The organism is Microbulbifer flavimaris (genome assembly GCF_001641755.2).
GTDB classification, from domain to species: Bacteria; Pseudomonadota; Gammaproteobacteria; order Pseudomonadales; family Cellvibrionaceae; genus Microbulbifer; species Microbulbifer flavimaris.
The window spans coordinates 506,321-527,634 of record NZ_LRFG02000001.1 but is presented as its reverse complement, the minus strand read 5'-3'; the positions used below and the strand labels follow the sequence as shown (position 1 = coordinate 527,634).

Annotated in this window: 17 protein-coding genes; 6 read left to right on the top strand and 11 right to left on the bottom strand. The window is 59.2% G+C overall.

Annotated elements, in window-relative coordinates; translation table 11 throughout:
* From AWR36_RS02420 to AWR36_RS02390, 7 genes are all read right to left on the bottom strand, one after another.
* A complete protein-coding gene (locus AWR36_RS02420; RefSeq protein ID WP_067080373.1) occupies positions 1-1,191 on the bottom strand; it encodes an acyltransferase family protein in 1,191 nt (396 codons plus the stop codon).
* A 2-nt stretch (positions 1,192-1,193) separates the two neighbouring features.
* Complete coding sequence (locus AWR36_RS02415) at positions 1,194-2,387, bottom strand: exo-beta-N-acetylmuramidase NamZ family protein (RefSeq protein ID WP_067080370.1); 1,194 nt, start codon at positions 2,385-2,387, stop codon at positions 1,194-1,196.
* Positions 2,388-2,440: 53 nt separating this feature from the next.
* Entirely contained in the window at positions 2,441-3,031 is a 591-nt protein-coding gene (locus AWR36_RS02410) for a M15 family metallopeptidase (protein ID WP_067104500.1), read from the bottom strand.
* Positions 3,032-3,179: 148 nt separating this feature from the next.
* Entirely contained in the window at positions 3,180-5,102 is a 1,923-nt protein-coding gene (locus tag AWR36_RS02405) for an aminotransferase class I/II-fold pyridoxal phosphate-dependent enzyme (protein ID WP_067080363.1), read from the bottom strand.
* A 15-nt stretch (positions 5,103-5,117) separates the two neighbouring features.
* Entirely contained in the window at positions 5,118-6,512 is a 1,395-nt protein-coding gene (locus tag AWR36_RS02400) for a Na+/H+ antiporter NhaC family protein (RefSeq protein ID WP_067080360.1), read from the bottom strand.
* 128 nt (positions 6,513-6,640) lie between these two features.
* Positions 6,641-7,693, bottom strand: coding sequence for a S66 peptidase family protein (locus AWR36_RS02395; protein WP_067080357.1), 1,053 nt, complete (start codon positions 7,691-7,693; stop codon positions 6,641-6,643).
* A 22-nt stretch (positions 7,694-7,715) separates the two neighbouring features.
* Positions 7,716-9,308, bottom strand: coding sequence for a serine hydrolase (locus AWR36_RS02390; protein ID WP_067104439.1), 1,593 nt, complete (start codon positions 9,306-9,308; stop codon positions 7,716-7,718).
* Between the two features lie 228 nt (positions 9,309-9,536).
* Here AWR36_RS02390 and AWR36_RS02385 point away from each other — a divergent pair, with 228 nt between their 5' ends.
* Positions 9,537-10,970 carry a transglutaminase-like domain-containing protein gene (locus AWR36_RS02385; protein WP_231745215.1) on the top strand — a complete coding sequence of 478 codons (1,434 nt, stop codon included), beginning with the start codon at positions 9,537-9,539 and terminating at the stop codon, positions 10,968-10,970.
* Between the two features lie 89 nt (positions 10,971-11,059).
* Here AWR36_RS02385 and AWR36_RS02380 read toward each other — a convergent pair whose 3' ends face one another.
* Genes AWR36_RS02380 through AWR36_RS02370 form a run of 3 tightly spaced genes read right to left on the bottom strand, consistent with a single transcriptional unit; the run spans position 11,060 to position 14,394 of the window.
* A complete protein-coding gene (locus AWR36_RS02380; protein WP_067080348.1) occupies positions 11,060-11,851 on the bottom strand; it encodes a MurR/RpiR family transcriptional regulator in 792 nt (263 codons plus the stop codon).
* Positions 11,852-11,887: 36 nt separating this feature from the next.
* The gene (locus tag AWR36_RS02375) at positions 11,888-12,982 is read right to left on the bottom strand and encodes a dipeptide epimerase (protein ID WP_067080345.1); all 1,095 of its coding nucleotides are present in this window, start codon (positions 12,980-12,982) and stop codon (positions 11,888-11,890) included.
* An 11-nt stretch (positions 12,983-12,993) separates the two neighbouring features.
* Positions 12,994-14,394: an NlpC/P60 family protein gene (locus tag AWR36_RS02370; RefSeq protein ID WP_067104432.1), complete on the bottom strand. Its 1,401-nt coding sequence runs from the start codon at positions 14,392-14,394 to the stop codon at positions 12,994-12,996.
* 544 nt (positions 14,395-14,938) lie between these two features.
* On the opposite strand from AWR36_RS02370, the gene AWR36_RS02365 reads away from it, so the two are divergent.
* The 5 genes from AWR36_RS02365 (at position 14,939) to AWR36_RS02345 (ending at position 20,544) form a co-directional block, all read left to right on the top strand.
* Positions 14,939-16,132 (top strand): MFS transporter, encoded by a 1,194-nt coding sequence (locus AWR36_RS02365; protein ID WP_231745214.1) that lies wholly within the window; start codon positions 14,939-14,941, stop codon positions 16,130-16,132.
* Entirely contained in the window at positions 16,129-18,321 is a 2,193-nt protein-coding gene (locus AWR36_RS02360; RefSeq protein ID WP_067080342.1) for a M1 family metallopeptidase, read from the top strand. The genes AWR36_RS02365 and AWR36_RS02360 overlap by 4 nt, the downstream gene beginning before the upstream one ends.
* Positions 18,318-18,875: an NlpC/P60 family protein gene (locus tag AWR36_RS02355; protein ID WP_231745213.1), complete on the top strand. Its 558-nt coding sequence runs from the start codon at positions 18,318-18,320 to the stop codon at positions 18,873-18,875. Before AWR36_RS02360 ends, AWR36_RS02355 begins: the two co-directional genes overlap by 4 nt.
* Positions 18,860-19,837, top strand: a complete 978-nt coding sequence (locus tag AWR36_RS02350; RefSeq protein ID WP_176491084.1) for an N-acetylmuramoyl-L-alanine amidase — start codon at positions 18,860-18,862, stop codon at positions 19,835-19,837. The genes AWR36_RS02355 and AWR36_RS02350 overlap by 16 nt, the downstream gene beginning before the upstream one ends.
* A 77-nt stretch (positions 19,838-19,914) precedes the next feature.
* Positions 19,915-20,544 carry a C39 family peptidase gene (locus AWR36_RS02345; protein ID WP_067080341.1) on the top strand — a complete coding sequence of 210 codons (630 nt, stop codon included), beginning with the start codon at positions 19,915-19,917 and terminating at the stop codon, positions 20,542-20,544.
* A gap of 37 nt (positions 20,545-20,581) precedes the next feature.
* On the opposite strand, the gene AWR36_RS02340 is transcribed toward AWR36_RS02345, so the two are convergent.
* Entirely contained in the window at positions 20,582-21,313 is a 732-nt protein-coding gene (locus tag AWR36_RS02340; protein ID WP_082679342.1) for a 5-oxoprolinase subunit PxpA, read from the bottom strand.
* Position 21,314 lies beyond the last annotated feature (1 nt).

Sequence of the window (21,314 nt, the reverse complement as noted above, 5' to 3'; positions counted from 1 at the left end):
TCACACCTTCCAGATTATCCTGCGGCGGTACATCTGCCACATCACCAGATAGAACAATGCCAGGCAGCTGATCGAGAATGCCAGCGAGCCCCCATAGCTGCCGAATAACGGCTGGAACACACTGCTGAACAGCCATCCCTTCAACGTCGTGTCGCCGACGGGAATCATGATCAGCAGCCGGCCAACGACACCGGCCAGCATAAACAAGGCAATGGCATTGACGCCGAAGACCAGCAGCGGCGCAAGCGGACCGCGAAACTCGCGAATATCCACCAGATAGAACAGTGTAGCCAGCAGGATCAGGGAAACCCCACCGGTGACCATGACGAAGCTTGGCGACCACAGTGCCTTGTTGATCGGTACCCAGGGGTGCAGGAGCTGCCCCACCACCAACAGCAGGACACCGGCGGCAAGCCAACCCTGGCACAGCTTTACCCTGCTGGCTGTCGAGCCATCGCAGGCCTTCCAGGCCAGCCCCGCCAATACACCCAGCAAACAGGTAGAGACCGCCAGCAGCGTGGTCAGTACACCCTCCGGGTCGAACGGGAAAGGCTCGGCACTGCGATAGTAGAGGTGCTCCCTGCCCAACAGCCAGTGATCCAGCCAGGCGGAAAAGTGGTTACCAAAAAGCAACTGTCCGCGGAAAACTTCGCCGCTGTCACCACTGTAGGGAACCCAGAGCATCATCAACCACGGGACCAGCGTGCAGAGCACCGCCGCCACGATCAAACCGCGGGTGGACAACCAGGAAACCAGATAGCAGCAGAAGATATAGACCAGTGCGATACGCTGCAGTACGCCCAGCCAGCGGATGCCCGCGAGCCGGTCTTCAAACCAGTCGTAGGCAGGATCGCTAAAGTTGTAGAAAAAGATCGCAAGGAACAACCCCAGACCAAATAATTTCAGGGCGCGGGACCACTGCTGCCAGCCCACTGCGGGAAACTGCTCACGGCGACCGTTCGCCAGGACCATCGAAACACCCACGACAAACAAAAACAGCGGGAAGATCACGTCCGTGGGCGTCCAGCCATGCCACTCGGCGTGCGCCATGGGCGCATAGACATAAGACCAGCTACCGGGGTTATTGACCAGCACCATGGCGGCGATGGCGAGGCCGCGCAGCAGGTCGACGGACATCAACCGTCCCTGCGGGCTCAAAGACAGGATATGCTCGTTGTGGCCCTGCAACATACTCAACCCTCCGGATAGAGCAGGTAGGGTTGGCGCTGCTCCAAAAACGCCTGGTGCTCTGCCTGCCAACCGCGGCGGATCTCCTCTTCGCCCTGCCCGGCCATTATTGCCTCGCGCAGGCGATCAGTGCCGGCCAGCTTGTCGAAGAATGCCGCACGGGAGAAAAACTCCTCTGTCGGTTCACCAGTCCGCTCAGACCAATCCAGCAGGTACTGCAGGGAAAAGCGCGGCTGGGCTTCCAGCGCCCGCAGGTCGTCACCTTTGACCAGCGTTCCGCGATGCTTCGGGTTTTCGCTGGCACCGGGAATGGGCTGCGGAGTAAATTGAAAACTGCCCTTTTCATCGGCCGGATGTCCCACCACCTGGAAAGGGAAAGCCGTTCCCCGGCCGATACTCACGGTCGTTCCCTCGAACAGGGCCAGGGACGGATACAGTCGAATGGACAGGTCATTGGGCAGGTTTGGCGACGGCTTCACCGGCAGCGAGTAGGGGTCGCTCTTGCGGTAATTGGCCACTGGCACCACGGTCAGCTCACACTGGGCACCCTCTTCCAGCCAGCCCTCACCATTGATCATCTGGGCCAGCTCGCCCACCGTCATGCCGTGCACCAGGGGAATTGGATGCATGCCAACGAAACTGCGAAATTCCGGTTCCAGCACCGGGCCATCGATGTAGTCGCCATTAGGATTGGGGCGATCCAACACCATCAGTGGTACATCGTAATCGGCGCAGGCCTGCATCAGGTAATGGAGCGAACTGATATAGGTGTAAAAGCGCACACCCACGTCCTGGATATCAAACAGCAGCCAGTCCAGATCGGCGACACTTTCCTGTGAGGGCGCGTACTGCCCGCCGTAAAGAGATACGATCGGCAGGCCGGTGGGCGCGTCTACCCCATCCGCCACCTTTCCCCCATTCTCCACATCCCCGCGAATACCGTGTTCCAGGGCAAAAATCCTGACGATATCCACTCCGGCATCACCGAGAAAATCCACCAGATGCTGTTGCTTCACCCGCGAGGTCTGATTGACCACCAGACCTACCTTCTGCTGGTCGAGCAGGGGCAGATAGCGCTGCGACTGCTCTGCGCCGTTCAGAATCTCCGCGGGTTGGTCTTCACTGCAGCCGGACAGCGGCAGCAGGCATAGCAACGCCACGATGGGGGAAAAAAGGGCGCGAAGAGTAAAAGTGTTCATGATAGCGCTGTCTTTTTAGTGTAATTGATGGGTTGGATCGCGACGCCTAACGCCTAGCGAACAGGAAAATCGAAATATTGCTCGGGCCAGGGTTCCGGCTTGAAGGTGTAATGCCACCACTCCTGGGCGTAGTTGACGAAACCATGAGCTGACATTGCATCGCGAAGGAGGAGGCGGTTTTGCACCGCACGGTGATCTTCCAGCGGAAATTCGGTAGCCGAACGCTCGTCCATGAAATCGAAGCCGGTACCCATATCGAGAAGCTCACCGTCGTCGAGCCGGTAGAGCCCCAGGTCCACAGTGGCGCCGCGGCTATGCCCGGAGCGCTCGGCGATATAACCACGCTCGAACATCTGCGACTTCTCCTCCCGCGGATAAAATGCCGCTTTGGTGGAAAAGTCCTCGGGTTCGCCCGCCCAGCGCACGAAATGATTGACGGCCCGCTGTGGACGGTAGCAGTCGAACACCACCAGCCCGAGGCCTAGAGAAGAGAGATCTTTCGCCACCAGTTCCAGGGCGCTGGCAGCTTCCGGCGCCAACAGGCAGCGATTGGATTCATACCCGTCAAGAGGCTCGCCGACCAGGTTTTCCCCGCTGAAATACTTCATATCGACACGGATCGCCGGGTCCGCTACCGCTTCCATCCGCACCGGTGGCTCTGAGTTTTCAGCGGTACAGGCAGTGAGCATCAGCAGCGCCACCAGCCAGCTTCGTCTTGCATCCATTGCGATGTCTCCCGGCTCGTTCGCCCGACTGAACGCCGGGCTTTTTTATTCTGGTGTCAGAAAATCTTTACAGGGCTTCCAGTTCGCGAATCCCGGCTTCTACCTCATCAGTGCACATCACACGAATCGCAGGGACGCCATTCACTGAACGCAGGCCGTGCATCTCCAGATCATCCCGATCCTCCACGTAGGAACGAATCGCATCGAGGATCTCCCCGGTGATCTCCTGCCCCGGCACCAGCAGCGGAATGCCCGGAGGATAGGGCACGATCTCGTCACAGGCGATACGGCCTTGTAGCGCGGCCGCGTCTTCACCAGCCAGAGCCAGTTTTTCGCCCCGGGCGTAATAGGCGGCCCGCGGCAGAACGCGGATGGCGCTCAGCGCCGGCAGGGACTGGCCGCTGTCAGCCGTCGCCGACTCCAGGCAATCCTCCGACAGCCGCCGCAGCGCTTCCTTGAGGCGCAGTACCTTGCTCTCGGTGGTACCGATGGTGACCAGGAAAGACAGGGTATTGTGGGTGTTCTTCTCCACCTGAATCCCGTACTTGCTGAACAGCACCTGCTGGGCGTGGGGAGCTGAAACCCCGGCGCAACCCACGTCGATGGTTACCTTGGTGGGATCCAGCAGGATGCCATCGCCGGCAACCTCCTCGCTGCAGAGATCCTCAACAGCGAGACTGCCAAAGCGGGTGGATTCACGCACGAACTGGCGGATGTCCTCGGCAAACGCAAGGGTCCGGCTCATCACCTCAAAGCCCTCGATACTCATCTGCTTGCGGGCCACATCGAGGCTCGCGATCATCCCGTATTGCGGGCTGGTGGAGGTATGCATATTGATGTCTTCGCGGAAACCCGCCGCATCAAAATCTTTTACGCTGTCACCCACGTGGATCATGCTCGCCTGGGAGAAAGCAGACAGCATCTTGTGGGTGGACTGGGTAACAAAGTCAGCACCGCATTCCACGGCGGTGGGGCGTAGCTCCGGGTGGAATCGTCCGTGGGCATACCAGGCCTCATCGATCAGCACGTAGACACCGTGGTCGTGGGCGTAGTCGATAATCGGCTTCAAGTCGTAGCGCAGGCCGTCGTATGTGCACGAAGTGAGGACCAGCAGGCGCGCCGACGGATTGCGATCAATGGCATCGAAAATTTTCGCCTTGGAAACAGGCCCGTAGATGCCGTAATGCTGGTTGACCGAGGACTCCAGGTACACCGGCAGCGCACCGCTCATGATCATCGCATGGTGAACGGATTTGTGGCAGTTCCGATCCACGATCACCCGGTCACCACTGCGCAGCAGGTGTTGCAGGACGATCTTGTTGGAGGTAGACGTGCCGTTGGTGACGAAATAACTGTGTGCGGCACCAAAGGTTTTGGCTGTCAGTTGCTGGGACTGCCGAATCACACTGATGGGGTCCATCAGGGAGTCAAGCATTTTCACGCTCACAGACAGATCCGTGTTGAAAATGTGCTCGCCCATAAAACGGTAAAAATCCACCACCCAGGGGCTGGAGCTGAGGCTGTCACCGCTGGAATGACCCGGCGTGTGCCAGGAGTCCCGCGCCGCGTAGACATACTCCCGCAGGGCGTCGGCAAACGGTGTAGCGACGCGCTCGAGCAAGATGCGCCGCAGGGTGCGGTACACCACACCGTAGTTGGATTCGCTGCGGGAAATAACGCTTTCGTATTCCCTTTCGCTGGCCGAACTGCCATCAGCAGTCAACAAAACACAGTCGATCTCCGCACGCCAGCGACGCAGGGTGGCGTAGGCCTCTGTCAGGGTCTCGGCCCCGAGGCTGCCATCGTCCAGGGCGACAATCTGTGTCTCACCGCGACCGAGAAAATCCTCCAGCTCCCCCAACCCGGTATGGGAAAAAGACAGCCGTACCGGGGAGTCGTGGTCACTCTCTGCCACCAGGCCCAATTCCGACACCCAGCGGGCACCAAACTTGGGTTCAGCAGTGACCAGTACAATCTTACATTCCGTCATCAACGCACTCACAAACTACAGCAAGAGCAGACCCAGGCCGACAAACCCGACTGCACTGATGGCACCAGCTATCAGCGCGTACGGCAACTGGGTTCGCACGTGATCAATATGTTCTGTCCCCGCCGCCAGCGACGAGACAATGGTTGTATCTGAGATCGGCGAAGCGTGGTCCCCGAAAATCCCCCCGGAGAGCACTGCCGCCACAAACAGCGCCGGTTCGGCGCCCAATGCCGACGCCACAGGGATGGCGATGGGCAGCATAATGGAGAAGGTACCCCAACTCGACCCCACTGAGAAAGCGATCACGCCGGCAACCAGGAAAATAACCAGGGGCAAAAAGGCCATGGGAATGGCATCCCCCACCATTCCGGCCACGTAATCACCGGTGCCCAGCGTCTTGGAAATCGCCCCCAGGGCCAGCGCCAGCACCAGGATGACCGCCAGCGGCAACATACGCCCTGCCCCTTCCATCCAGGTATGGCTCAATTCCTCCAGGGTCATGCTGCGCTGAAAGATGACCAGCAAAGAGATGACGGTCAAAGCCGCAAAGGAGGCCCACAGAACAGAGGTGGACCCGGAGCCGGCAAAGATCTCACCGTCACCGGTGATCCAGAGGCCCAGCGGCATCGCCAGGATCAGGGTGAATACCGGCAGCAGCATGTTGATCAGCCGCGGTTTGACATGCTTGCGTTCCCCGGTTGAGGCGGCGATATCGATACCGTCCACATCACCGCTGTGGGTGCGCACCTGCGCACTGGCCATCGGTCCCGGGTTGTAGTTGCGGGAAATGGTGTACGCGGTCAGCGCGACAGCGGTAATGGCATAGAGATTCAGGGGAATGCTGGCGAGCAGCACCTTGAGCGGGTCCTGGACACCAAGGCCATCCAGCAGGCCGAGGTTGAACGCGCCCCACGCATTGAGCGGAATCAGCATGCAGATCGGCGCTGATGTGGAGTCAATGATATAGGCGAGCTTTTCCCGGGCCACGCGAAAGCGATCAAACAGCGGGCGGGAAACCGTACCGGCCACCAATACAGTGATATTCGACTCGATAAAAATCACGATACCGATCAGCCAGGCCATCCACTGGGCGCGCTTGCCGTTGGTGACCCAGCGGCTACGCTCCAGAAAGCGCACAAAACCGCTGACGGCACCGGAACGTTCCAGGGTAATGATGAAAGCACCGATAATCAGCGTGAACACCACCACCCGCGCGTCGCCCGGGTTGCCCAGTACAGCGATAACCGCATCGATGGCCTCGGCCAGCGACGGGAGAAAACCGGACTGGTTGAGCAGAAAATAACCGAGCCAGATACCGGCAAACAGTGCCAGGTAAACCTGTCGGGTGAGAAGTGCCAGACCGATGGCGAGAAAAGGTGGCAGCAGGGTAATCCAGGATAATTCAGTCATACAGCATCATTTCATTATTGTTTTATATATGCTGACAGGCCCCAGGGGGCCTGCCTAAACAGCTTTTATCGCCGGGACCGATAACTTCACTCCGGCTCTCGGCCAACGTGGCGAGCGCGGGGTGAACCTCAGCTCACTACCGGCTCCTGCAGAATCAGGGCGCCAGTGTCACCGTCAAGCTCTGCCATGGCTCCCACCGGCACTACCGTCTGGTCGTCTACATGGCCGATCATCAAGCCGCGCACTACCGGCACTTCCAGGCCCGCGCTGCGCTCCCGCAATACATGCTCCACACTGAAGGTGTTGCCGCTGGTTTCCGCGTCGGTGAACTTTCCGAACACAATGCCGTTCACTTCATCCAGCTTCCCGGCCAGCCAAAGCTGAGTCAGCATGCGATCAATCCGGTACGGCGCCTCCCCGATATCTTCCAGGAACAGGATCTTGTCGCGGAAGTCGGGCTCGAAGGGTGTACCCAGAAGACTGCACATCAACGTCAGGTTGCCGCCGATCAGTCGCCCGCGTGCGCGCCCCCCACGGAAGCGGGTCACCCGGTTGCGTCGCTCCACCCGGCCCGGACTGCTCTCGAAGGGCGGTGCCTCACCCAAACGCGCCGGGTACTCCCCCCGCACCAGCACCTTGGAGAATTCCTCCAGGGTGTAATCAGTAAAATTCTGCGCGGCAATAGGGCCGTGGAAGGTGATCAACCCGCAACGCTCATGAATCGCATTCAGCAGTGCTGTGATGTCACTGTAACCGAGCAGGACTTTGGGGTTCTGACGAATGGTCTCGTAATCGAGCATTGGCAGAATGCGCGGGGTGCCGTATCCACCGCGCAGACAGAAAACCGCGTCCACCTCAGGATCGGCGAACATCCGGTTGAAATCCTCGGCCCGGGCCGCGTCAGGCCCCGCCAGGTATTGTGTGCGCTGGTAGAGGTTTGCACCCTCCTTCACCTCGAAGCCGAGGGACTTTACCACGTCGATGGCAAAGCGGATATCCTCGTCCTCCCAGGCATTACTGGCCGGCGTGACCAGACCGATGGTCATGCCGCGGCGCAACCGCGCCGGCCGCAATAATTCGCCCGTGGACGGTGCCGCGCTGACGCCGGCGCTGCCGGCAGCGGCGAGCCCCCCGATCAACGGTGCTGCCACCAGGGATTTGATTAGTGTTCTTCTTTCCATTGGGCGCTCCTTACACCTGTCCTCAACCGTCTTCACTCACGCGTTCAAAGCGCAGGTCCTGAAAATCGTAACTAAAATCCACGCCACGGGATTGCGGCTGCATGGTCAGTACCAGAGTGCCGGCCTGATCGCGCTCTGCGCGCATCCACGCATCCGCATCGAGACTGCGGTCATCCCACTTCACACTCCAGACTCCCGGCGCTGCGGTATGCATACTACCGGTCAGGCGGGGTGACTTCAGTGACCGCCAGCGCAATCCGTCATCACCCTGAAGGATCTCGACAGCACCAAACCAGGGATCGCGATAACTGCCGATCACATCGGTATCGGAAATGTCCACCAAACTTTCCGGCGCGGGTAAAAGTTCAGGCTCATAGGGCTCTGACGCCCCCCCGTACAATTCCTGGAAATATTGCAGCCAGTCCCGATCCTCCGCCCCCAGATACGGCTTGAGGAGGCCATAAATCAGCGACTGGCGGGCAACACCCGCGCTGCGGTTCATCAGCACGACGATGGCCAGCTCTTCCTCTGGAACCAGCGCCGTCCAGGCATACATACCCGAGAGTGAGCCGGTGTGGTGGATCACCCGCTTGCCGTGCATATCCTGCACCCGCCAGCCCAGTGCGTAAGCATAAAAGTGCCCGGCATCCCGCTCAGAGCGCGATTTGGAGAGCGGCATCAGCGTCACTGGCCGCCACAGGCGATCGCGGGTTTGCTCACTGAACAGGCGAACGCCAGCGGGGGAAAGACCTCCGTCCAGCAAAGTGCGCAGCCAGGTAATCATGTCACCGGCACTACAGTGCATGCCCCCGGCGGCTGCGAGAACAATGGGTTCATCTCCGGCCAGGTTGGGGGTATCCACCACCAACCCGGCCTCTTCCAGGCGATGGGGGTCCGCCAGGTTGTCCCGCGCCGAGCCGGGCACAGGCCCCGCGTAACAGTGTTCCAGCCCAAGGCTTTTCAGCAAGCGCTCTTGAACAAAATCTTCATAGGTCTGACCGGAAACTGCAGCGATCAGCTCTCCGGCAATGATGTAGAGCAAGTTGTCATAGGCATAATCGGCACGAAAACTGCGACTGATCGGCAGGTATTCGAGTCCGGACAAGACGTCGGCACGATCAAAAGAATTGGGTTGCGGCCAGAGCATCAGATCACCCGCACCGGGGCCCAGACCCGAGCGGTGTGTCAAAAGATCCACGACCTGAAATTCAGAGGTAATCCAGGGGTCAGCGAGCTTGAACTGGGGCAAATAGTCGACGACCCGGCTATCCCATTCCAGCTTGCCCTCCTCTACCAGAAGCGCCAGGCCTGCTGTGGTAAATGCCTTGGTGGTCGATGCGAGCTTGAACAGGGTTTCACTGTCCACCGGCCGCGGATCTTCCACATTGGTGACTCCGAAACCGCGAAGCAGTACCGGCTCGCCTTGGTGCCAGACCCCAACGGCAGCGCCAGGCACCTGCTCTTCTTCGAGCACTCGCTCGACCAGTTTTTCAACATCACCAGAAGAGAGGGGAGAGTCAGAGCACCCACCTAAAAAAAGTGCGGCGGCAAAGGTGGCGGTGATGGCCTTTCTACAGCTTGTAGCCGTCAGCAGGCCGAAGGCTTTTGTTGTCATTATGGTACCCCTACAGAAAAGCCCCACAGGGCCAGAGCATTGAAGCAACATGCGGGCGAGCCGCGACCCAGGTTCAGGGCCGGAGAGCCCGCCAGCGGGATTCACGCCCGGCCAAAGCCATCCTTGACGCCCCCCTTGCGGTAGAATAATTTATCAACTCACAAAAACCGTGTAAATATAATTTATTCCGGCTCGCAGCCAGGAAGGCCAATAATAATGGAGCGCACAGTGTCCCCACCCTACCTATCCCGCAGACTGCCCCTGCTGTTTTCTGCCGTGCTCACCTTTTCGTCGTTGGGGGCCAGTGCCGCTGACACACTGCAGGACGCACAAAAAATGATCGACAACGGCCATTACAGCGATGCACGCCAGCACATCGACAAGCTGCTCGAGAAGTCACTGCAGAAGCCGGAGCGCCAGCAATTGCTGTTTGAAGTCGAAAGAATGCGCCGTATCGAGATGGAATTTACCCTGCGCAGGGGGGAGCTGCTGGCCTCGATCCAACGCTACATCCCCGACGCCACTGAGGCCGATGTGGAGCGCTGGGACAAGGCCGGACTGCTGGAATCCAAGGTGATCGACGGTGAACGCCGCTTTTTTGGCAAAACGGCCTATAACCTGGTTCACACCTCCGATGCGGCTGCGGCGCGAACCCCGGACTATCGCCGCTTTACCGACAGGGCACCGCTGTATGAGCTGCATCCACACCATCAGGAGATCATCAGCGCGGAAGAACCGGTGCGGCGCCGCATTCGCATCAGTTACTCCCTCAGCGTCGACCCGGACGCGGTGCCCGCCGGCGAAACCGTGCGTGCATGGCTGCCGTTCCCCAAGCCGGTGCAGGGACGCCAGGAGAATATAGCCCTGCTCGCCTCTTCACCTGCCCGGCATGTTCTGGCACCTGAAGCACAGCCACAGCGCACCATTTACTTTGAGAAACAGGCCGAGGCCGGCAAACCGGTAGAATTTGCGGTGCGCTATGAATTCGACAGCATTGCCCGGCACATCCCCATTGACCCCGAGCGTGTTAGCCCGGTCAAAGCGACCAAAAAGCTCGCACCGTATCTACAGGAGCGCGCCCCTCACATTCAGTTCACACCTTCACTGCGCGCGTTGTCGGAGCGCATTGTCGGCGATGAGACCAACCCCTACCGCATCGCACGGAAGCTGTTTGCCTACGTGGACAGCATTCCCTGGGCAGGCGCGCGGGAGTACTCCACCATTCGCAATATCAGCCAGTACGCAGCGGAAGCGGGCCATGCTGACTGCGGGCAGCAGACATTGCTGCTGATTACCCTGCTGCGGATGAACGGTATTCCCGCTCGCTGGGAATCCGGCTGGGAATTTTCCCCGTCCACCTTCGACACCATGCACGACTGGGGACAGCTTTACCTGGCACCCTACGGCTGGATGCCCATGGACGTCACCCACGGAAAGCTGGCGGGCTCCAGCGAGAGCGAGACCTGGTTTTACCTGGGCGGGATCGATGCCTACCGCCTGATCTTCAACAGCGATTTCAGCCAACCCTTCCATCCCGCCAAGGAATATTTTCGCTCTGAAACCGTTGACTCCCAACGGGGCGAAGTTGAGTGGCGCGGGGGCAACCTGTATTTCGATCAGTGGGACTACAGCCTCGAGTGGGAAGTGGTGGATCAGGGCTGAGCGCCCTGAGCTTACAAATGAAAAAGGCCGAACGCCAGCTGGTGTTCGGCCTTTTTTGTGGGCTTAACCCATGGAAAAACTCGAGCGTATCATGAGTCCTGCGCGAGCAGGCCGCTAACCAGACCTTCAACCAGGTGCAACTGGCCAGAACGGAAGAGCAGCTTCTGCATCCCCTCATCCTCGTCGGCAGGTACGACGAAAAGACGAATATCCGAGTGGATGCTGGCCGCATTGTAGTTGTAGCGCGTCAGGCTCAACACCTTCACGCCCTGCTCCCGGGCACTGTTGGCCACGTCCAGCAGCGTCTCTTCGCCACCAAAGTCGCAGATGATACAGAGCAGGTCTTCTTCCCGGAGCGAGTTCGCCATGCGGTGCTGCACTTGCCCGCTCTCAACAAACACAGCCCAGCAGCCAAGCTCCAGCAGCTGATACGTCAGGTATTTGGCCACGGCGATGGAGCCGGGGCAGGCGGACACCTGGATACAGCGCGCCCCGCGGATGGCAGCAATCGCCGCGGCGATGTGCTCTGCCTCGTTGATTCCGGCAGTATTCTCCAGAACTTCCAACTTTTTCTGCCCGAGCTGGCTCAGCGGGTTATCCGGCCGGAAAAAATGCCCTTCACCCTCGCTCTGCCCGGACTGGGCGCGAGCAGCCTCGGCATAGGTCTCGTAAACCGCCAGCTTGAGGCTCGGATAACCCTTGTAACCGAGTTTCTGTGAGAATTTCACCACGCTCGACTGGCTCACACCCACAACATCTGCCAGCTGTTGCGAGGAGTAGTCACGCAAGAGCTTGGTGTTTTCCAGAATGAAATCAGCGAGCTTGCGCTCGTTGACCGACATCTGGTCGCGCATTGCGCGCATCTTTAACAAACATGTCATGTTCTGGGGCTCCGCCTGAAGCTGTACTGGCAGTTATTAAACCAGCAGCTCCAGGCCTTCAATTTTTTCAATACCCAGTCCCGGGGTTTCGTTCAGAATGATATCCGCATCTGTATAGGTTGCGCCACCGATCACTGGATCATGCTGGCACAGAGATGGCACATCGAGATCCAGCTTGGAGACTACCGGGGACTTGGCTGCAGCCATGTGTGCGGCGGCGGAAACTCCGATACTGGTCTCCAGCATGCATCCCACCATGCACTCCAGATCATAGAGACCCGCAAGATCAGCGATCTTGAGTGCGCTGGAGATACCACCGGTCTTCATCAGTTTGATATTGATGATCTCGGCCGCGTGTCGCTGGATCACATCCATCACCTCCAGCGGGCCAAAGATACTTTCATCGGCCATGATCGGCGTCTTCACGCGCTCGGAAATATAGCGCATCCCTTCCAGATTATTGGCCTTGACCGGCTGCTCTACCAGCTCGAGGATGACACCGGCCTCCTCCAGGCTGCGAATTGCCATGACTGCCTGCTTGGGGCTCCAGCCCTGGTTTGCATCCAGTCGCAGCAGGGCCCGCCCCTTCACCGCCGAGTAAACCGCCTTGATACGCTCGATATCGAGACGGATATCCTTACCAACCTTAAGCTTCAGGATTTCAAAACCCCGCTCCACAGCACTCTCTGCGTCGGCCACCATCTTGTCGATATAGTCGACACTGATCGTGATATCCGTGGTCAGGCAATTTTCGCCACCACCAAGGATGCGATACAGAGGGGTTTTATAGCTCTGGGCAAAAAGATCGTAGAGGGCAATCTCCACCGCCGCCTTGGCGCTGGTGTTATTGATCATCGCCCCACTGATCTCCCGCGTCAGGCGGTTGAGGTCTGCCACTTGCCGGTTCAACAGCAACGGGGTGAACACGGTGCGCACCGCCTCGATCACGGAGCCGTGGGTATCCCCGGTAATAACCGCCGTGGCCGGCGCGTTACCGTAACCGATATGGCCGGTATCCGTCTCCAACATCACCACTACGTCCTCCACGCACTCCACAGTGCGCAGCGCCGTCTTGAATGGAGTGATCAACGGCACTCTCAGCATGCCCAGCTTCACATCAACAATTTTCATGGCGGTACCGATCAGATAATGGTTTTTATTGCGTAGATACTGTCGACGAAGTCTTTGCTCCGTCCGAGCCAGAGCGGCGTCAGTGGCGTCACGGAAACCCCAGACAGTGTCCCTTTATAGAAATCGCCCTCGCCATCCTCGTAGCTCAGGCCGGTCACATCGTGAATCACGTAAGGCTCACCATCCACGTGGCCGATAAACATCATCACGTGGCCGGGAATATAAACGAGATCACCCACATTCAACTCTTCCAGAGCCTGCAGCTTTTGCTCGCGACTGGCATCATCGAGTTTCCGCGTCGGCGCAAAGGCGCTGCGCCCCTGCTGGCCGGAATTGCGCGGCATCAGGATGCCGAAAGATTTGTAAACCTCACCGACAAAGCCTGTGCAGTCGCGGCCGTTGTAATCGTGGCCCCAGCCGTAGCGCTCACCAAGGAACTTGAAGGCCTGCTCCAGCACCAGGGCCGGGCGGTATTCAAGCAGACCGACGGTAACGTCCCGGCTGCGGGCGATCAGGGTCGGGACAAACTCAAGCGCCCCACCGGCATCGCGCACCGGCAGCTTGACCACGTAGCTGGCGTAGGGGTTCTGGCCGTTGACGTTATGCCCCACTTCCCGCGCCGTCATCAGCGGAAGTGAAACCCCCATATCCAGAGTCACTTCAGATGTGCGCGGATCCACCGGGTTGTAGTTGGTGCGCACCTGGGCACCGGTCACTGTCAGGCGCGGGCCACTGCCATGCCAGCGTTCGATCGCCTCCCGATCCCCCAGGGCAACAGCAGATTTTGGCAACCAGGCTGCGTAGTGGTAATTGACCGCAAACCACCAGTTACCGTCAGCACTCTCGTGCAGCAGAGCCAGGCGCTGCCCGGGGAAAACCCCGGTTTCCTGCAGGCGGTCGAGGTCAGTATCGTCAGGGTGCTTGTAGATTCGGGTATGGGTCGGGTAACTGCGCATGCTGGCCCGCTGAACCACCAGGGCCCACTGCACGTCAACCTGGGCGGGCAACTTCTGGCGCTGCACGGCAGCCTGCCATTCAGCGTAGTCGGCCTCCGAAACCAGGCGGCCATCGACGTGATAGCGCGGTGATGACGACGGACGACTGACGCCATCGATCAGCTCGAGAACGCGCGATCTGGAGAGAGTCTGAGGAAACTGGCTCAGCCGGTGCAGGTGCTTGTCTCGGGCCAGGTTTGCCGCGTTGAATTGCTGAATCTCTTCCGCGCTGAGCCGGACGGAGTCCTGTTCCAGTCGGGAGATCCAGAAGCCCGCAGAGAGCATTTCTTCCCGGACAGCAGGCACATCCGATATGAATGTGGACTCACCAACGGGCGCCGACAGGTCAACCCCATTTGCAAGCACGGGCAGCGACAGGACAAACAGCAGCCCCCGCAACATCGTTGTTATTCTCATGCAATTACTCCATTGCCCTCCCGGAAGGTGCGACCGCCGCACGGCCAGCCCCTGCAACTCCCCGAAACCATAGGTCCGGTAGGGTTATGTCTCCGAGAATACATTATTCACAAGCGCCTAACAACCAAGAATAAAACTGTAAGCCATAAAAAAAGCCGGCACAAAGTGCCGGCATCAACAATGGTGAGAAGACGACGGGGTATACCGCTACCCCAGCCTGCTCGGTGGGAACTCGATCAACACTGGATTTGCCCTGACAGCAGGCCACTCGGCCTGTTGCGGCACGGACCCGGTGCCACACGATCTCAGTCGCGGGACACCTATCGGCGAACCTCGCCAGCGAACTCTTCAGCCAACCGCATGGAATAAACTATTTCTGGATCCGTAGACCGTCAAGAATTTTTTAGTTTTAATATTCCAGAAGACGGTTGATCTCGCACGCCACGGGGCGCACAGTTCATCTTTTGGGATCTATCGCCAGGGCCGATTGGCGGTATCTAGAATGCCCGCGGCAAAGGCTTAAACTGGCCCGAACCAGACAATAATGAAGAAAATTACCATGCAGCCGACTCCCGATCGCTGGACCAACCTCGCCAGCCTACTGATGGTTTCCATGATGGGCGCCGCCGTTCTTACCCTCCTTCCTCTGTGGGTGGGCGGTCTCAGCGACCAGGGGAATTTCTCCGAAACTCAGATCGGGTGGCTGGCGGCAGCGGATGTGATCGGGATTTTCGCCAGCTCCGCCTCGGCGATTTTCTGGGTACGTCGCGTTGCCTGGAAGCAGGTCACTCTCGCCGGTCTGGCCGTTTTCCTGATCGGCAACCTGCTGAGCCTCGGCACCAGTGACTTTATCCAATTAATGAGCCTGCGCATTCTGGCAGGGTTGGGGTGTGGCGCCGCCTATGCCGTCGCCCTCGCCGGTCTCGGCGACCACCGTCGACCGCCGCTGGCTTTCGGTATGATGGTCACCGCCCAGGTAACCTTCGGCACGATCGGTTTTTTTGCTGTACCCCGAATCATGGAGTTGTGGCAGGTCAACGGCTTCTTTCACTATCTGAACGGTTGGCTGGCTGTCACACTGCTACTCTGCGCCCTCACCTTCCCCCGCTCCCAGCGCGGCAGTGAGGCAGCAGATGCCGTCGGCATTCTCAGCCTGCTTGGCGGGAGGTCACTGCTGGTTTTCGCCACTACCGTTGTGTACTACTGCGGCGTCTCCGCGGTCTGGGCTTACCTGGAGAGAATCGGTGTGGACATGGGCCTCTCCGGTGCCGAGGTAGGCGATCTGCTGGGGATCGGCTTCGCCATCAGTGGTCTCGGCTCCCTGGCCACGCCCCTGGTTGCCCGCCATCTCGGGCGAGCACTTTCCCTCGTGATCTCCATTGCCATACAGGTCGGCACCATGTCCCTGCTCATCGGCCAGCACAGTGGAGATGCCTACCTGCTGTACGCAGTCACTTCGATCGTCTTCCAGTTCTTCTGGAGCTTCACAATTCCACTGTTGATGGACCAGTTCAATCGCGTCGATGACACCGGCCGCTTTATCGTGCTCTGCGCCAGTGCCTTCAAGGTGGGAGAGATCATCGGTCCTCCACTGGCCGCCAGCCTGATACAGCCCTTCGGCTATGCCGGGGTGCTTTCACTGGGCATCGGCAGTGTGATTCTGGCCCTTGGCATGGCGCTGGTGACCGAGACACGCGCCGAAGAGCCGGCAGGAGTGCCGGCAGCGGGGAGCCTGTGATTGATTCTTGCCGGATACGAAAAGTCTTCGGTTTCGCAGCTGCCATCCTCTTTTCCGCCAGCACTGCCAGCGCGCAAACCATTGCCGGGGGAGACCCGTTTGCACGCCTGACCCAGACAGAGCTGGGACTGGGTGCGTTTCGCAGCGCCAATGGCGCCCCAGCCGAAAACTACTGGCAACAGCGGGTGGATTACGATATTGAAGTGGCACTGCAGCCCGGGGAACAGCGACTCGAAGCCAGCGCGCTTGTGCGCTACTACAACCGCTCCCCCGATACCCTCGACACGCTCTACTTCGCACTCGATCACGATGCCCTGAAAAATGGCAGTGCCGCAGAGTTCCGCTTACTGACCGGCGACGAGACAGCGCGACAGATCGCAACGGCCAGAAATGGCACATCCAGCGGGTTCAACATTCAAAGCGTGAAACGGGCCAACGGTGAAGCGCTGGAATGGCGCACCAAAGACACCCTGCTGCAAATCCGCCTGTCAAATCCGCTGAAAAGCGGCGAACAGCTCAACCTCTCCCTGCAGTGGCAACTGCCGCTGACCGACAAGCGTGCCACCGCCGTGCGCAGCGGCTACGAAATGCTCGACGACGGCAAGCGTATTTTTGTCGCCGCTCAGTGGTTCCCCCGGGCGGTCGCCTATACAGATTATGCCGGCTGGCAACTGAAACCCTTCCTGCAACAGGGGGAGTTTTCCACCGAATTCGGTCGCTACCGGGTGCGGATCTCGGCCCCGGAAAACTATGTGGTAGCGGCCAGCGGTGACCTGCAGAACCCGCGGCAAGTGCTGGATCGGCAACAGCTGCGCGCCTGGCAGAGCGACTCCCCCGGGCCCCGCTGGGTCGTCGACGAATCGCAGGCAGACCGCAACAGGAGTCGCACCACCCGGAAACAGAAGCAGTGGTTATTTTCCGGAGAAAGCCTGAGGGACTTTGCTTTTGCCGCTTCTCCAAGTTTTCAGTGGCAAGTCAAACGGGATAGCGCCGGCCGGCGACTGCAGCTCTTCTTCCCTGAGGAAGCGGCCTCTCTCTGGCGTACCTTTGGCCTGGAGGCCATCGATCACACCCTGAAGAGCTTTGACGAGGCCACTTTTACCCTGCCCCTTGAAACCATCAGCGTCGTTAATGCCGCCGGTATCGGCATGGAATATCCCGGGCTGGCCACCATCGCAACCCGACCCGAGCGCGATGAGACAATGGCCGAAGAGACAGGAACCAATCAACCACCCTGGGATGCCCTGACCAAGTACGATTTCATCGGCAGTATCATTCACGAGGTAGGTCACAACTACCTGCCGATGGCGATCAATACTGATGAAAGGGAATGGGCCTGGCTGGACGAGGGGCTGGTCAGTTTTATCGAGTATCACGCAGAGCATGCCTGGGAAGCGAATTTCGATGTGATCTATGGTGAGCCTCGCTCCGTTGCCGACTACACGGCTTCGGAGGTGCACCAACCGATCATGACCTCTGCCGACAGCCTGCACCGCAAGATCGGCAACGCCTACAACAAGACCGCCAGTGTACTGAATATGCTGCGGCACCTGGTGCTTACCCCTGAAGACTTCGACCTGGCACTGAGGCGTTTTGCCATCAACTGGCAGGGCAAGCGCCCGATGCCTGGCGACTTTTTCCGGGCCATGGAGGCAGCGGCGGGCGAAGACCTGAGCTGGTTCTGGCGCAGCTGGTTTTTCGAGGCGCACTCGGTGGATTTCGCCGTTGCTGCAATCAAGCACAAAGGAATTTCCCACACACTGCACATGACGGAACAGCGTGAACCGCCGGCGATCGCCTACACCGCCGGCGGCATACAGGAGTTTGTGGTGGACCGGCAGCCTGCGATGGCGGACGCCTATACACAGCCCCTTCAGGCCGGGACCACACCGACAGAAAGCACTGGCACGCTACCGGTACCGTCAGAGCGAACAAGCTGGTATAGCATCACCCTGAAAAATCTTGGTAGCGGTGTGTTACCACTGCCCCTGCAAGTAACCACCGAAAAGGGCCTCAGCTATCAATTGCGTATACCGCCGCAGACCTGGATGCGCGCACAGCGGGGGACACTGGAGCTGCAACTGCCCCTGCCGGAGGAGGACGCCCTGAGCGGGCTCTGTATCGACCCACTCTGGCTGACACCGGATACCGACCGAAGCAACAATTGTATTGAGATCAAGCAGTCATGAAAGACAAAAAAAATTTCAAGCGGCCAATCCTGGGCGTCCTGACCGCCCTGCTGCTGCCTCTCGGCGCCAGCGCGGAGTCGCCAGTGCCCATGCAGAGCATGGCCAGCAAAGTAGTCTCTAAAGCGCTGCAATGGGATGACAGAGAATATCGCGTAGGCAAGGCGGAGCAGTGCATGAACTGGACACGCGAAATACTCGTGGCTGCCTGTGGATCGCATTTTGCAACACTCGAAACCCAAAACCCCTGGGACGGCCACCTGCTGGGAGCAGACGACAAGTTACTGCCGGAGCACGTGGACTCTCTGGCAGCAGATGAGTTTGGTGAAAAAATTACCAGGATCGAGGATTTGCGCCCCGGTGACCTGGTATTCCTGAAAAACACCTATGGCAACTGGGCGGATGGCGTGCTGACACACGTGGGTATAGCGCTCGGTGAGGGCACCTATATCCATCGCATGACCTCCAACGATGGCATCGTGAAAGTTGATCCAATACCCAGCGCAGATTTTGATTCAGGCATCCGACTGAAGGAGTCACTATGTCATTCCGAATAACCCCTTCGCTCGCCAAGCTGGCCCTGCTGGCTGCTTCCTGCGTGCTCACGCTCGCCGGATGTACCTCCAGTGCCACAAAAGCCCAACGCGGTGATTACAAACTCGAGTGGGTGGAATCACAGAATGCCAGCGAGCGCGTGCGCTTTCTCGTCATGCACTTCACCACTATCGACTTCGATCACTCCCTGCGTGTGCTGACGCAGCCGAGTTCGTCGCCGGTTAGCTCCCATTATCTGGTACCCGAAAACAACGACCCCACCTACCCTCACGACGATCTGAGGGTGTACCAGCTGGTGGATGAAACCCGGCGCGCCTGGCACGCCGGCCCGGCGCGCTGGGAGGACCGCTACCAGATCAACGACCAGTCAATCGGTATCGAAATCGTCAACAAGGCCCACTGTCACCCGCCGGTGGAAACCTCTACCGGGGAAATCGGCGAGGAAATCTGCTTCTTCCCGGAGTTCGACCCGGAGCAGATCGAGCTGGTCATCGCCCTCTCCAAGGATATTCTCGCGCGCTACCCGGACATCTCTCCCACGCGCGTGGTCGGTCACGGTGATGTGGTGCCCCAGTACAAAATCGACCCGGGCCCCCGCTTCCCCTGGCAGAAGCTCGCTGAGGCAGGCATTGGCGCCTGGTATGAAGAAGAAGCGGTCAAACGCCATATGGACTACCTGAAGGGCAATACCACCAGCGACCGCGAGAGTATTCGCCAGCGCTTCGCCCAGTGGCTGGCCGACTACGGCTACGGGATCAATCCGGAAACGGCGACCGACGATGACATCACCCTTTACACACGCGCCTTCCAGTATCACTTCCGCCCCTGGAAAGTGGACGGTGAAGTGGACAACCACTCCCGCGCGATCATGCTGGCCCTGCTGGAGAAGTATTTCCCGAACAAGTTGAGTGGCTATCCGGAGCTCAAGGGCACGTTGATTGCAGAACTGGAGGAGCAGGACTGAATCTTTCACGTTAACCGAATATCGGGACCGGCCTCTGCGCGCTGCATGCCGGTCCACTTCCCTGAAGGAATCAAAACATGAAGCCCTTTCTGTCAGCCCTTCGGGCCTCCGCCTTTGCTACTGTGCTACTGCCGGCCTTCAGCTTCAGCAGCGCGTCAGTGGCGGACTCAGAAGGCGCCTCGCACCTCGAGCTTCCCTACTGGAAGCAGACTGAAAACCGCTACGAACCGGAACGCACCTGCTCCCTCACCTCCCTGGCCATGGTGACCGATTATTTACAGCTGACAGATCCTGCCCAACACGGCCGCACGCCGGACTATTTGTTCGAGCAACTGGACGGTGTGCGCCAGACAGTCCCGGCACTGCAGGAAGGCTTCAATACCATCGCAGAGCATGCCAGCAGTGAACTTCGCGCCTACAGCAAAACCGATGGCACCATCCAAGAACTGCAACAGGCGCTGGCCGCGGGTCACCCGGCCATTGTCCACGGCTGGTTTACCCCGTCCGGACACATCGTTGTGGTGACCGGCTTCGATGGCGAGCATTACACAGTCAACGATCCCAACGGTCGCTGGAACCTGAAGAAACGGGGTGGCTACGATACTTCGGTTTCAGGGGAAAAATTGCGCTACCCGAAGGACGCGTTCGAGCTGGCCATTAATGACAACGGCACTGGGGATGATTTGTGGCTGCATATTTTTCGGTAGCCAGGACGCACTCAAAACCTGGCTGAGCCGGGGACCTTCAACTATTCAGCGCTTTGCGAATCTCCCGAATCACTGCCACCCCATGGGGATTGTCCCCGTGCACGCAGATGGTATCCGCTTCTAGCGGGTAACGCTTGCCATCACTGGCCACTATATGGCCGGCAGCGATATCTTTCACCTGCGCCACCACGGCCTCCGCATTCTGCAATACCGCTCCTGCCTCAGTGCGGGGCGTGAGGGAGCCATCAGGGCGGTAGCGACGGTCGGCGAAGGCTTCAAACAGCAACGGCACCGCGTATTCCGCGGCAACCTCCTCGAACCTGCCCCGCTCCGGTGTGGCCATCAGCATCAGCGGAATATCCTGCTCCATCCGCCTGACGGCTTCCAGAATGGCCCGGTAAACCTCCTCCTTACCCATCATGTCGTGATACAGGGCGCCGTGAGGCTTGATGTAGGTAAGCCGGGTTTCCTCCGCTGCGCAGAGTCCCTGTAGCGCACCGGCCTGATAGAGCACCATGGCGGTCACCTCTTCCGGCGGGCAGGCCATCGAGCGCCGACCGAAACCCACCAGGTCCGGGTAGGACGGGTGAGCACCGATGGCGACACCATGGGCCTTCGCCAGCTGCACGGTTCGGTGCACGGTCAACGGATCGCCGGCATGAAAGCCACAGGCCACATTGGCCATGTCGATATGCGGCATGACCTCCGCTTCGTCCACCAGCTGCCAGTTGCCGTAGCCCTCGCCGAGATCACAGTTGAGCTTTATCACA